Annotated in this window: 15 protein-coding genes; all 15 read left to right on the top strand. The window is 40.9% G+C overall.

The genetic code is table 11. The annotated features are described in order from the left end of the window. The first annotated feature begins 95 nt into the window (after window positions 1-95). Complete coding sequence (locus I5M19_RS11040) at window positions 96-989, top strand: diacylglycerol/lipid kinase family protein (RefSeq protein ID WP_200066390.1); 894 nt, start codon at window positions 96-98, stop codon at window positions 987-989. A gap of 2 nt (window positions 990-991) precedes the next feature. Then, the gene (locus tag I5M19_RS11035) at window positions 992-1327 is read left to right on the top strand and encodes a translation initiation factor (protein ID WP_200066389.1); all 336 of its coding nucleotides are present in this window, start codon (window positions 992-994) and stop codon (window positions 1325-1327) included. Window positions 1328-1482: 155 nt separating this feature from the next. Next, window positions 1483-3087: a phosphoenolpyruvate carboxykinase (ATP) gene (pckA, locus tag I5M19_RS11030; protein WP_200066388.1), complete on the top strand. Its 1605-nt coding sequence runs from the start codon at window positions 1483-1485 to the stop codon at window positions 3085-3087. A gap of 300 nt (window positions 3088-3387) precedes the next feature. Further along, entirely contained in the window at window positions 3388-4227 is an 840-nt protein-coding gene (locus I5M19_RS11025; RefSeq protein WP_200066387.1) for a MotA/TolQ/ExbB proton channel family protein, read from the top strand. A gap of 94 nt (window positions 4228-4321) precedes the next feature. Continuing rightward, window positions 4322-4939: an ExbD/TolR family protein gene (locus I5M19_RS11020; RefSeq protein WP_200066386.1), complete on the top strand. Its 618-nt coding sequence runs from the start codon at window positions 4322-4324 to the stop codon at window positions 4937-4939. Between the two features lie 4 nt (window positions 4940-4943). Continuing rightward, window positions 4944-5480 (top strand): ExbD/TolR family protein, encoded by a 537-nt coding sequence (locus I5M19_RS11015; protein ID WP_200066385.1) that lies wholly within the window; start codon window positions 4944-4946, stop codon window positions 5478-5480. A 24-nt stretch (window positions 5481-5504) separates the two neighbouring features. After that, a complete protein-coding gene (locus I5M19_RS11010) occupies window positions 5505-6329 on the top strand; it encodes an energy transducer TonB (RefSeq protein ID WP_200066384.1) in 825 nt (274 codons plus the stop codon). 230 nt (window positions 6330-6559) lie between these two features. Then, entirely contained in the window at window positions 6560-7492 is a 933-nt protein-coding gene (locus I5M19_RS11005) for a PstS family phosphate ABC transporter substrate-binding protein (RefSeq protein WP_200066383.1), read from the top strand. Between the two features lie 16 nt (window positions 7493-7508). Further along, a complete protein-coding gene (locus I5M19_RS11000; protein ID WP_200066382.1) occupies window positions 7509-9227 on the top strand; it encodes a tetratricopeptide repeat protein in 1719 nt (572 codons plus the stop codon). Window positions 9228-9303: 76 nt separating this feature from the next. Further along, on the top strand, window positions 9304-9675 hold the full coding sequence (locus I5M19_RS10995; protein ID WP_200066381.1) for an NADH-quinone oxidoreductase subunit A: 372 nt from the start codon (window positions 9304-9306) through the stop codon (window positions 9673-9675). A gap of 116 nt (window positions 9676-9791) precedes the next feature. Then, entirely contained in the window at window positions 9792-10334 is a 543-nt protein-coding gene (locus I5M19_RS10990; RefSeq protein ID WP_200066380.1) for an NADH-quinone oxidoreductase subunit B, read from the top strand. Then, window positions 10334-10837 (top strand): NADH-quinone oxidoreductase subunit C, encoded by a 504-nt coding sequence (locus I5M19_RS10985; RefSeq protein ID WP_200066379.1) that lies wholly within the window; start codon window positions 10334-10336, stop codon window positions 10835-10837. The genes I5M19_RS10990 and I5M19_RS10985 overlap by 1 nt, the downstream gene beginning before the upstream one ends. A gap of 6 nt (window positions 10838-10843) precedes the next feature. Next, window positions 10844-12055 carry an NADH-quinone oxidoreductase subunit D gene (locus tag I5M19_RS10980; RefSeq protein ID WP_200066378.1) on the top strand — a complete coding sequence of 404 codons (1212 nt, stop codon included), beginning with the start codon at window positions 10844-10846 and terminating at the stop codon, window positions 12053-12055. Next, on the top strand, window positions 12048-12572 hold the full coding sequence (locus tag I5M19_RS10975) for an NADH-quinone oxidoreductase subunit NuoE family protein (protein ID WP_200066377.1): 525 nt from the start codon (window positions 12048-12050) through the stop codon (window positions 12570-12572). Before I5M19_RS10980 ends, I5M19_RS10975 begins: the two co-directional genes overlap by 8 nt. A gap of 184 nt (window positions 12573-12756) precedes the next feature. Beyond that, window positions 12757-14118, top strand: a complete 1362-nt coding sequence (gene nuoF, locus I5M19_RS10970; protein WP_200066376.1) for an NADH-quinone oxidoreductase subunit NuoF — start codon at window positions 12757-12759, stop codon at window positions 14116-14118. Window positions 14119-14155 lie beyond the last annotated feature (37 nt).

The raw sequence follows: 14155 nt of genomic DNA, 5'->3' as shown, positions 1-14155 counted from the left end.
GCAGTAAAATCAGTCCACTTTCGGGTGGCAAAAATAAAACAATTTTTCACAAAGCGGAAAATACATTTACTTTTGGCGGCTGAAACCCTATATAGTTGAAAAGGAAAGCGTTATTTATTATTAACCCGGTATCGGGAGGGAAGAAGAAAGATGAAGTGCCGGAGCTTATACAAAAATATGTTGATCCGTCAGCTTTTGAAACCGACGTAGAATTTACTTCGGGCGTATTACACGCCCGCTCGCTGGCTAAGGCAGCGGCGGATGAGTATGATATCATTGTAGCGGTTGGCGGCGATGGAACCATTAATGAAATAGCCTCGGCTATTGCAGGTACCGATACCGTATTGGGCATAATCCCTTATGGATCAGGCAATGGCTTGTCACGTTTTTTAAACATCCCCATGAATGTGGAAGGTGCATTTAAAACATTTAATGCCGGGCGTACCATCACTATTGATGCCGCAAAAATGAATGATCAGTGGTTTTTTAATATGGCCGGTATGGGGTTTGATGCGCACATCAGCCATGTTTTTGCCCAGGGCAGTAAAACACGTGGCTTTTATAATTATCTTAAATCATCAATACAGGAAATTGCAAGTTATAAAGCCCAAACGTATCAACTACTGATAGATGGTAAGCCTTACGAGCGTGAAGCCTTTATGCTGAGCTTTGCCAATTCCTCACAGTATGGCAACAATGCGCATATTTCGCCGGAGGCATCCGTTCAGGACGGTTTACTGGATGTATGTATCATTAAGCCTTTTCCGCTATATCGTTTCCCGGAGATGGGCCTGCGTATGATCACCAAAACGGCCAATAAAACCTCGTATGTTGAGATCATACAAGGCAAGCATATTGAAGTTAGCCGCAAAGCGGATGGCGCTATACATTTAGACGGCGAGCCGCAGGTTGCAGGTACAAACCTGAAGATTGATATTGTGCCCGCAACACTAAAAGTAATTGTAGGCGTTTCCTATAAAAACAAATAGTTATGGTAAAAAAGAAATTTACTGGCATTATGTACTCTACCGATCCGGATTTTGAATATCAGGAAGAAACTGGGGAGGAGCAGCAAACGTTACCGCCACAACAGCAAAATCTTAAAATATACCTCGACCGTAAGGGTGGGAGCAAGCTGGTAACCCGTATAAGTGGATTCATTGGCGCTACTGCAGACCTGGAAGCTATCGGCAAAAAACTGAAGACAAAATGCGGTGTTGGCGGCTCTGTTAAAGAGGGTGAAATATTGATACAGGGCGATTTTAGAGACAAGGTGCTCACTTTGTTACAGGCCGATAATTACAAGGCCAAAAAAGCCGGAGGTTAGTGTATTAGGTGTAAAATTTAATGGTATAGTATACTATTGATAGTCAACTATTTAAATGGTGTGTAAAATTTACATTATGTAAAAAATTGCGCAAAAAAGTTGTAAAATAGTTTTATAAAAAGGTAAGTTTGCCCCAACCAATTGTATTACCTTTAATGAACAAACATAGTTATCAGATACCCGATCTGGGGTATTTGGGCATGCCGGATAATTTAAGTATTCACTACCAGTTGAATCCGGCACAATTAATAGAAGCTGCCATAAAAAAAAGCGAAGGGGTATTAACGGAAGCCGGTGCACTTGCCATTGATACCGGTGAATTTACAGGGCGTTCACCAAAAGACAGATTTATTGTGGAGGATGATATCACTCGTGATAATGTTTGGTGGGGCGATGTAAATATTAAATTCAGTCCGGATAAATTTGATGCTTTATATAATAAGGTATCTGTTTATTTAACAGGTCGCGAAGTATTTGTACGCGATGCCAGCGCCTGTGCTAACGAAAAATATCATATTGATATCCGTGTAATTACTGAGACCGCTTACCAAAATCTGTTTGCACATCATTTATTTTTACGACCACAACTTATAAATGCCGCAGCTAAACCGGAATGGACAATTATTGCCGCCCCCGGCTTCGCCGCCGATGCAGAGCAGGATGGCACCCGTCAAAAAAATTTTACCGTTATCAGCTTCAGTAAAAAAATAATACTTATTGGGGGTACTGGCTATACCGGCGAAATTAAGAAAGCCATATTCTCGGTGCTTAACTTTATACTGCCTCATCAAAAAAAGGTGCTTTCTATGCATTGTTCGGCAAATACCGGAGAAAGTGGAGATACCGCTATCTTTTTCGGCCTTTCCGGAACGGGTAAAACCACGCTCTCGGCCGATCCGCACCGCAACCTGATAGGAGATGACGAGCACGGATGGAGCGATTACACCATATTCAACTTCGAGGGTGGCTGCTACGCAAAATGTGCCGGCCTTACCGCCCAAAAAGAACCTCAGATTTTTAAAGCCATACAGTATGGCGCTTTATTTGAAAACGTAAATTTTATTGAAGGTACACGACGGGTTAATTTCGCGAATATTGATAAAACCGAGAACACCCGTGTAGCATACCCTTTATATAATGTAAGCAACGCGGTAAAGCCATCAATAGGAACAACACCTAAAAACATATTCTTTTTAACAGCCGATGCATTTGGGGTATTGCCGCCAATAGCAAAACTTACGCCTGAACAGGCCATGTATCATTTTATATCTGGTTATACCGCTAAGATAGCCGGTACCGAAACAGGAGCAGATGAGCCAAAAGCTACCTTTTCTGCATGTTTCGGAGAAGCCTTTCTGCCATTGCACCCGGTAGTGTATGCCCGGTTGTTAGGTAAAAAAATTAAAGAACACCAGGTAAATGTTTGGTTAGTTAACACCGGTTGGACAGGTGGCCCTTATGGTAAAGGCAGCCGTATCAAACTTTCGGATACTCGTGCTATGATAACTGCCGCACTGAACGGAGAACTTGAAAATGTAGATTTTAAGCATCACCCGGTATTTAACCTGATGATGCCGGTTACCTGTCCAAATGTGACTGACGATATACTGGATCCGCAAAATATATGGCCAGTTCACGAAAACTATGATGATAAAGCAAATGCACTGGCCAATGCATTTGTAAAAAACTTTGAAAAATACAGCAGCTTGTGCAGTCCCGAAATAACAAAGGCTGGACCCCAACCCGCCATTATTGCATAAAATGAGGCTATTATATCAGTTTAGTTACATACTTTTTATTAGCTAAGGCTTGCTATTATTAAAAAATTTGAGTTTTATTGTAAAAAAATTGTCTGTCGAAAAGACAATTTTTTTGTTTAGAAACGTTATGTATTGCACTAATCAAAAAAATTAGTACTTTAATTATTAAATTATTATAAAGAATTGCATAAAATATTTTTTTAATTCATTTAAATTCTATTTTTGTTATTCGCAAAAAAAGCGCACACATTTTTATTAACTAATATTATAAACAAAACGAAAATTAAAAACTAAAAAGTAATGGCAAACGCACCAACAAAACCAACTACCCCTGTTAAAAAAGAAAGCTCAAGTGCATCGGGCGCATTTGCAACTTTGACCATACCTATTTGTATAGCAGTGGCAATTTGTATATTCATCTTTATACTAGGCGACCCAAGCCACTACAAAGGCGGCGATCCTGTAGACGGTGAACCAACAGACTTATTTGGTACCGTACATAAGGGTGGGGTAATCGTACCTATCATCATGTCATACCTGTTAATGGTTATCGTATTCTCAATTGAAAGGTTTTTAGTTATCGGAAAAGCATCAGGAACAGGTAATGTTGATGCCTTCGTAAGAAAGATACAAAGCTTTTTAAATGCGGGCAACATTGACGCTGCAAGCGCTGAGTGCGACAAACAAAAAGGTTCGGTAGCTAACGTTATCAAATCAGGTTTAAAGAAATACAAAGAAATGGAAGTTGATACTACAATGGATATCGACCAAAAAACTTTGGCAATTCAAAAAGACATTGAGGAAGCAACCGCTTTGGAAATGCCTATGTTAGAGCAAAACCTTACTATTATCGCTACCTTGGTATCAATTGGTACATTAACCGGTTTGTTAGGTACGGTAATCGGTATGATCAAGGCCTTCGGTGCCCTGGCAGCATCAGGTGCTCCTAACCAGTCGGCATTATCCACAGCGATCTCTGAGGCACTTGTAAATACCGCTTTAGGTATCGGTACTTCGGCTATCTCAATTGTAATGTACAACTTGTTTACTTCAAAAATTGACAAACTGACTTACGCGATTGACGAAACAGGCTTTAGCATTGTGCAAACATTCTCTGCTTCACATAAGCACAGAGCATAATCAAGGGTCACAATAATAGTACGGATTTTTCGTTATAACAAAATATAATTTGGAAAATTTGGAACTTTACATTATAATTGTTTAAATTTACAACATGTCAAGAGCAAAAGTAAAAAGAAAAAGTACATCCATAGACATGACGGCTATGTGTGATGTTGCTTTCCTGTTGCTTACTTTCTTTATATTAACCGCAAAGCCGCGTACAGAAGATCCTGTGCCGGTAGATATACCCGCTTCTTCGGTAGAAGTATTGTTGCCTGAAGACAATGTTTTGTTGCTGACCATTGGTCAGGGCAAGGTGTTTGTTTCGGTTGATGGAAACGATGTGCGTAAGCAAACGCTTATACAAATGGGCGATAAATACGGCATCAAATTTTCACAGCAAGAGCAGGAATTATTTTCAGCGTTGCCAATATTTGGTGTTCCGATGAAAGGTCTTAAGGGCTTCCTTGATCTGGATGTTGATCAGCGTAAGGAGTATAAACAACCGGGCATTCCAGTTGATACAACTGCCAATAATGAATTGTCCGACTGGATACTGGAAGCACGCAAAGCAGATGCTTCATTACATAATAAGTCGCTGAGGATATCTATAAAAGGAGATAATAAGGAAGAGTACCCAACAATCAAGAAAGTAATTGGCGTTCTGCAAAATCAGAAGGCTAATAAGTTTAGTTTAATAACTACTATCAGAGAGGCACCTAAAAAGTAATATCATGGCAGAATTAGATACCTCCTCCGGTGGGGGGAGTAAAGGCGGGAAGGTAAGAAGTAAAAAAGTATCAACACGTGTGGATCTTACAGCCATGGTTGATTTGGCTTTCTTACTGATCACATTCTTTATGCTAACCACCACTTTATCAAAACCAAAGGCTATGGATGTAACCATGCCGGCTAAGGATGAGAAAACAAAGGACCAATTAGATGTAGCTGCTTCCAGATCATTAACACTGCTTTTGGGTAGTGATAATAAGTTGGAATGGTACCAGGGTGAGCCCGGAAAATCTCAACCTGAGGTTATTGGTTATGGCAAAGATGACCTGCGGAAACTCCTTGTCGAAAAAGGCAAGGAAATACAGCAAAGTTATGGCAAGTTCATGATCGTGCTTATAAAACCGAGCGACAAGGCAGTTTATAAGAATGTTGTTGACGCTTTGGATGAAATGAATATCACTAAGGTAGAATCATATGCGATTGTAGATATTACTCCGCAAGAGATTGAGCTGCTGAAACGTGAAAATTTGTACAATTAATTAACGTTATTTAATCACTGAAAAATGTTTGGATCAAAATTAGACATATTAAATCAGGAGTGGATTGACGTTGTTTTTAGCGGACGTAATAAAAACTATGGTGCATACCAATTAAGAAAACTTAACTCACGAAACACTAATCGTGCGCTTTTAGTTGGGGTTGTAGTATTTGTGTTTTTGATATCCTTAAAAACAATTATCAATAAAATAGAGGGATTTATCCCCAAGGCTGCTGAAAAGGTGAAGGTAACCGAAGTGGTATTACCTCCGCCTCCTGTAGATGAAATTAAGAAACCACCACCACCACCACCGGAACCGCCAAAACCAAAGGTTGATCAGGTGCGTTTTCCGCCTCCGGTAGTTAAACCGGATAACGAAGTGCGTGAAAAAGATCCGCCAACGGTTAAGGAATTGGAAGTTGCTGACCCTGGTCCTAAAGATCAGAAAGGCGACCCTAATGCTGATATCAGAATTGATGAGCCTGTAGGTAACTCTGATATAAAACAAGTGGTGGAAGCCGATCCTAATAAGATTTTTACCGCTGTTGAGAAACAACCAAGCTTCCCCGGAGGCGATGCTGGTTTTTATAAATATTTAGGTAAAGCTATACGGTATCCTGCAATAGCAAGAGAGAATAACGTACAGGGCCGTGTAATACTACAGTTTGTGGTTGAGCGCGACGGATCGTTAACTGATATTAAGGTTATACGTGGAATTGGTAGCGGTTGCGACGAAGAAGCAGTCCGTGCCCTTAAAAATTCTCCAAGATGGTCGCCGGGTATACAAAACGGTCGTCCGGTACGTGTACAATACAGCGTTCCGGTATCGTTTTCGCTTTCAGATCAGTAAAGAGAGAATGTTAACAAATAATAACAATAAACAAAAATCGCCCAAAAGGCGGTTTTTGTTTATTATAGGAGTTACCGCATTTGTCGGATTTTGTGTTTTAGGTTTGATGATAATTTTTTGGGATAAGTTTCCGTTGAATTTATCACATTCCCAAAGAACCATATTCGGTTCGGTAATAATTATATATGCAGTTTTACGCTTTTCGCGTTTGTTAAGAAAGGAACCGGTAGATGAAGGTTAGTTTTGCTGGTATTATATCCGGTTTTATCGTATTGGTTTTGTTTCAGAGCTGCGATCAGGGAACAAAAAAAACCGTTACAATAAAGGATGGCTTTACCTCAGGAACCCAGGTGTTTGCTGCCGATGAATCATTTTCTCCTATTGTTGGGGAAGAAGAATATATATTTGAGGCATTGTACCCCGACGCTCATCCTGAAATTAAATTCATGCCTGAATCAAGGGTTATTAGTATGCTGCTGAACGACAGTGTAAGGGTAGCTATACTATCAAGAGAGCTTGACACCGCAGAGACTAATGTTTTAATAAGGCGAACTTTGCCGCCTGATGTAAACAAATTTGCCATTGATGCCATAGCATTGATTGTAAATAAATCATCAAATGATACAACTATAACCGTTAGCGAAATAAAAAGAATGCTTAACGGCACTATTAGGACTGACAAAAATATAGTGTTTGATAATCCTAATTCAAGTTTGGTAAGATATTTGAAGCAATTATCAGGCAATAAAGAATTTGAGCAAAAAAATATTTACGCCTTACAATCGAACAAGGCTGTTATAAAGTATGTAAGCGAACACGATAATGCCATAGGTATTACCGGGTTTAGCTGGCTGAATGATCCGGATAAAGATTATGCGGATGCAGTAGATAAGGTAAAGATAATGGGAGTAAAGGATGACCGTACGGTGGCAAAGGCTGCACTGGGGTACACTAAACCTTCGCAAACTACGCTTGTCTTACATACATACCCGCTTAGCAGGTCGTTATATATTATTGACTGCAGTGGTAAAAAAGGCTTAGGAGCAGGGTTTGCTTCATTTTTAGCCAGCGAACGAGGACAACGGATAATATTAAAATCGGGTTTATTGCCTGATTCAATACCCGGAAGAGAGATAAACATTATACATAATACTAAAGAATAAACACACACTAACTAAGATGAAAATGATCAGTAAAACAAGTAAGATAGTATTGATGCTGCTATTTTTGGGTTCATCAGTTTTTGCGCAAAGTTTGGACGACGCCAAAAAAGCAATTGATGCTGAACAATACCAGAAAGCCAAGTCAATGCTTAAAAATTTGACTACAACCCAGTCTAACAAGGATGAAAACTTTTTTTATCTGGGTTGGGTATATATACTGCAAGATTACCCGGATTCAGCCAAAATGCAATTTAATAAGGGAATAGCAGTTGAAGAAAAATCAGCCCTTAACTACGCCGGCTTAGGTGTTGTTGCTTTAATTGATAAAGATAAAGCAACAGCTAATACTGATTTTAATAAAGCGATGGATCTGGCTAAAAAGGATGTAGAACCTTATATTTATATAGCTAAGGGATATTTGCTTTCGCCTGTGGATGGTAAGATACCTGCAGCAGATGCAAATGCTGCTATTGCGGTATTAAATAAAGCTAAGGAAGTGAAAAACAGCGATAAAAGCACTGGACTTTATCTTACCCTTGGCGATGCTTACCGTTCTCAGTTAAAAAATACAGAAGCATACGAAGCTTATTTAGCCGCGTTAAACATTGATCCTAAATTGCCTGCAGCTAAGGTAGCTACCGGTGTATTATGGAAATATGCCGATAACTTTCAGGATTCAGAAACCCAATTTAAGCAAGCGTTGGAAATAGACCCTAATTACGGGCCTGCTTACCGCGAATGGGCTGAAACCGATGTAAGATGGGCTAATACCGATCCTAAAATGGCTTCAGAAAAAATAAAGGAAGGTACCGATCATTACCGTAAATATTTGTCTTTAACAGATATGTCTGTTGAGTCAGAGATGCGTTATGCGGATTTCCTTATACAAAGCGGTGATTTTAAAACGTTACAGCAAGTGGCAACCGATCTGTCAAAAACAGCGAACGGTAACTTAAGAGCATATCGTTATTTGGCTTATGCCGGATATGAGAATGGTGATTACCCTGCCGGGTTAAATGCTATAAATACCTGGTTAAGCAAAGCTGACCCGAAACGTATTATAGCACGCGACTATTTATATTTGGGCCGTTTAGAGATTAAAACTAATAAAGATTCCCTTGGTATATTAGCTTTAAGAAAAGCTTACCAGATGGATAGCACTCAGGCTGATGTTTTCCAGGAAATAGGTAAAACTTATTACGATCAGAAAAAGTATGAGAAAGCCGGGGATGCCTATAGTAATTACGTAGAAAAATCTAAAAATGCTACGTTAAATGATTACCTGGCAGAAGGTCGTAGCTACTATTTTGCTTATGAAGATCAGTACTTTAGTAAAGCAACACCAAAACCTACTCCTGATTCAACATTGCTAACTAAAGCCGATTCCGCATTTGCACATATTCAAAGTAAGGTAGCCAAACCTATTCCGGCGGTTACTATATATCAGGCTCGTGTGGCTGAGTATAAAGAGACCGACCGTAATAACATCAAAGGATTGGCAAGGCCGTATTATGAACAATATATTGAGCTTATATCAGCTAAGCCTAACCCTTCAGAATATGATAAGAGGAATTTAGCTGAAGCCTACGCATACATGGGTGGAATTTATGAGCTTATAGAAAAAGATGATGCGAAAGCATTGGAGGCTTACACTAAAGCCAGAGAAGCCGACCCGACCAACAAACGTGCTCAATACTATTTTGACCGTAAGGCTGCCGCAGGCAAAAGCAAATAATTAAATATGATATATAAGGCCTCTTACAAAAGAGGCCTTATATATTTTATACGCATTCGTATATTTGTACTTATATATGGAACTACAAAGTTTACCGGTAAACTATTTACCTATCATATTTCAAATGCTGGTTGCATTAGGTTTTGTGATAACAACCATGTTTGTAACACACAAAATTGGCCCCAAGCGGGTAACCGGCGATAAGTTAACTCCTTTTGAATCTGGCATCGAGGTAATTGGTAATGCCCGTACGCCTATGTCTATCAAATATTTTTTGGTGGCCATATTGTTTGTATTATTTGATGTGGAGGTAATATTTATGTATCCCTGGGCAGTAAACTTTCGCGATCTGGGTAAGGATGGCATGATAGAGATGTTCATTTTTATAGGTACCTTGCTACTGGGTTTTATCTACATCATAAAAAAGGGTGCCCTCGATTGGGATTAGTTTAGATTAGTTCTAAATACTTAACAGGAAGCATAGGTGTATAAGTTACAATGTATTAATTGTAAATTTGCGCATCAGCAGAGCTGATGGGTTAAGTTTATTTGATAAAAAATTCAATGAGTGATATTCAAATAGTTGAAGCCCCCGCGGGTGTAGAAGGGTCGGGTTTTTTTGCCACATCGCTTGATAAGGCAATAGGATTGGCGCGCTCGCATTCATTATGGCCATTGCCGTTCGCTACATCATGCTGCGGTATTGAATTTATGGCTACCATGGCTTCACATTACGACCTTTCCAGGTTTGGCGCCGAGCGATTAAGTTTTTCGCCTCGTCAGGCCGATCTATTAATGGTAATGGGTACCATCTCCAAAAAAATGGGTCCGGTTTTAAGGCAGGTTTACCTGCAAATGGCCGAGCCACGCTGGGTAATGGCGGTGGGTGCATGCGCTTCAAGCGGTGGCATATTTGATACCTACTCTGTTTTACAAGGAATTGATGAGGTTATACCGGTAGATGTATATGTGCCGGGCTGCCCTCCGCGTCCCGAAGCTATCATAGATGGTTTTATGGCAATTCAGAAACTGGTACAAACAGAAACCTTAAGGCGCAGAGAAGAGCCTAAATACCAGGAGTTAATGGCTAAATACGGAATTCAATAATGGGTAAAATAGCAAACGACGAGCTTTTAAAAAAAATTGGCGATAAGTTTCCAGGCCAGGTAAACGTCTTGGGTGCTGATTATGGCTTGCTTACTGTTGAAACCGGCAGAGCGCAAATAACCGAACTGCTTACCTTTTTAAAAACAGATCCGGCGCTGCAATTCATATTTTTAACAGATATTACGGCTATTCATTATCCTGAAAAGGAGATGCCTATAGGTGTAATTTATCATCTGCATAGCCTTACTACAAATACGCGCATACGCGTTAAGGTATTTTTACCTGCCGAGGATGTGCACATCCCTACTGCTACTGTTTTGTGGGATGGCGCTAACTGGATGGAACGCGAAACCTACGACTTTTTTGGAGTGATCTTCGATGGTCACCCCGATTTGCGGCGTATATTGAATGTTGACGACATGACCGTTTTCCCGATGAGGAAAGAATATCCGCTGGAAGACCCTAACCGTATTGATAAAAAAGATTACTTTTTCGGAAGATAATATAAAATGCAGAATCATCCCGTATATACTGATAACGATCCGCAAACCGAGTATTCAACCCTGAATCTGGGGCCTACGCATCCCGCTACGCACGGTGTGTTTCAGAATGTGCTGCAGTTGGATGGCGAACGCATTGTTAGCGGCGTGTCAACAATTGGTTACATACACCGCGCGTTTGAAAAAATTGCCGAACACCGGCCGTTTTATCAGATAACACCACTTACCGATAGAATGAACTACTGTTCATCCCCCATAAACAATATGGGCTGGCACATGACGGTAGAGAAACTCCTTAATATAAAAACCCCTAAACGGGTAGATTACCTGCGGGTAATTATTATGGAGCTTGCTCGTATCTCCGACCACATCATCTGCAACGGTGTATTGGGTGTAGATACCGGCGCTTTTACGGGCTTTTTGTATATGATGGAGTATCGCGAAGCGATATATGAGATCTATGAAGAAATATGCGGATCACGCTTAACCACCAATATTGGCAGGATAGGCGGCTTTGAGCGTAATTTTAATACCATTGCCTTTAATAAGATGCGCAAGTTCCTGAAGGAATTTCCGGCAGCATTAAAGGAGTTTGAAAATCTGTTTAACCGTAACCGTATCTTTGTTGACCGTACAAAGGGCGTAGCGGCGGTTACCGCCGAAACCGCATTAAGCTACAGTTGGAGCGGACCGTTATTACGCGCTGCCGGCGTTGATTATGATGTAAGGGCAATGGAGCCTTACTCTTCCTACGAAGATTTTGATTTTGAAGTGCCTGTAGGTGACAATGGTGATGTTTACAGTCGTTTTCTAGTACGTAACGAGGAAATGTGGCAAAGTTTACGCCTTATAGAGCAGGCGTTAGCTAAATTAGAAAAAGAACCATCAGATATATTCCACGCGGATGTACCTGAATTTTATTTGCCTCCTAAAGAGGAAGTATATAATAACATGGAAGCTTTGATCTATCATTTTAAAATTGTGATGGGCGAGGTGGACACACCTACTGCCGAGGTTTACCACGCAGTTGAGGGTGCTAATGGCGAACTGGGCTTTTACCTGGTTAATGATGGCGGGCGCTCGCCATACCGTTTGCATTTCCGCAGACCGAGCTTTATTAATTACCAAATGTATGCGCCAATGAGTCAGGGTATGTTATTATCAGATGCTATTATTAACATGAGTAGTTTAAACATTATAGCCGGAGAGTTAGATGCTTAGTGTACAGGATAATAATTCACCGGTAGAATTTTCACCGGAACTGATCAGCAAGTTTGATGACGTAGTGAGCCGTTATCCCGAAGGGAAACAAAAATCGGCTTTATTGCCGGTTTTACACATGGTACAGGCTGAGTTTGGCTGGGTAAGCGCTCCTGCAATGGATAAAGTTGCAGAATATCTGGACATACAGCCTATAGAGGTTTATGAAGTAGCCTCGTTTTATACCATGTATTTTTTAAAGCCGCAGGGCAAATACATGCTGGAGGTTTGCCGTACAGGCCCGTGTGGAATAGTTGGCGCCGATAAGATAATGGATCATATAGAAGAAACACTTGGCGTTAAAGAAGGCGAAGTTACTCCCGATGGTTTATTTAGCTGGCGCGGTGTGGAATGCCTTGCAGCATGTGGCTATGGTCCGGTATTGCAAATAGGCCCGGAATACACTTTCTACGAGAATTTAACTAACGAATCGGTTGATAAGCTGATTGGTGATTTAAAAGCAAAGGCAAATAACTAATGAATGTAAGATACAGGTTGATAAGCTGGGATGCAGCATTTGTAATAGGCATAGTCCTGTATTTATTGCTGCAAATACCAGATCGTTACAGCCTTATCATCGGTTTTATAACCGTGTTGATTCTTACAAATTGTATAAGAAATCATATAGCCGCTTATAAATTAAACGGCAAAATATATTAGTAATGGGACGCAAACTTTTACTTGAACATATAAACGTACCCGGCATCAATACCTTTGATGTGTATCGCTCTAAAGGCGGCTATGCAGCAGTGGAAAAGGCGCTGAAAACTCTTACTCCCGATGAGGTTGTGGAAGAGGTGAAGAAGTCGGGGTTGCGCGGCCGTGGTGGCGCGGGTTTCCCTACCGGCATGAAATGGGGTTTTTTGGCTAAACCCGAAGGCGTGCCTCGTTACCTGGTTTGTAATGCGGATGAGTCGGAACCCGGTACTTTTAAAGACCGTTACCTGATGACCTATATCCCTCACCTTTTAATTGAGGGGATGATAGTAGCCAGCTATGCGCTGGGTGCAAAAACATCATACATATATGTACGCGGCGAAATGATGCCGCAGATACGCATACTGGAAAAAGCCATTGCAGAAGCTAAGAACGCCGGATTTTTAGGAAAAAATATTTTAGGCACCGGATACGATCTGGAACTTTACGTGCAGCCTGGTGGCGGCGCTTACATTTGCGGTGAAGAAACCGCTTTGTTAGAATCATTAGAAGGTAAACGTGGTAACCCCCGGATAAAACCACCATTCCCGGCGATAGCCGGTTTATACGGCTGCCCTACAGTGGTTAACAATGTAGAATCCATAGCGGCAGTTGTACCTATTATTAACGATGGCGGCGAAGAGTATGCTAAAATAGGTATAGGCCGTAGTACAGGCACCAAACTTATTTCAGCAGGTGGTAACTTAAAACGACCCGGAGTTTACGAAATTGAATTGGGTGTTCCGGTAGAGGAATTTATATACGGCGATGATTATTGCCAGGGAATTGCCAATGGCAAACGTTTAAAAGCAGTTGTAGCGGGTGGTTCATCCGTTCCTATTCTTCCGGCTAACTTAATACTAAAAACCATTAATAACGAGGCTCGCTTAATGAGCTATGAATCATTAGCCGACGGAGGATTTGTTAGCGGAACCATGATGGGTTCAGGTGGTTTTATTGCTTATGACGAAGATCAGTGTATTGTGCGTAACACCTGGAACTTCGCCCGTTTTTATCATCATGAAAGCTGCGGGCAATGTTCGCCATGCCGTGAGGGTACCGGATGGATGGAGAAGGTACTGCATCGGCTGGAGTATGGTCACGGTAAAATGAGCGACATGGACCTGCTGGTTGACGTTTCTAAAAAAATTGAAGGGAATACGATTTGTCCGTTGGGCGATGCAGCGGCCTGGCCTGTAGCCAGTGCTATACGTCATTTCAGGGATGAATTTGAGTGGCATGTAACCAATGCTGGTGAAGCAGTAACAAAAAATTACGGATTGGCAAATTATGCTGACCCGTTACCAAAACTGGAAACAGCGGAATAAGGTTATCACCTTTAGATAGGTTTTGACTTTTGATTTT

The sequence above is a fragment of the Mucilaginibacter segetis genome (assembly GCF_016522075.1).
GTDB classification, from domain to species: Bacteria; Bacteroidota; Bacteroidia; order Sphingobacteriales; family Sphingobacteriaceae; genus Mucilaginibacter; species Mucilaginibacter segetis.
The sequence above is the reverse complement of the archived record's forward strand: the minus strand, read 5'-3'. Positions and strand labels throughout refer to the sequence as shown.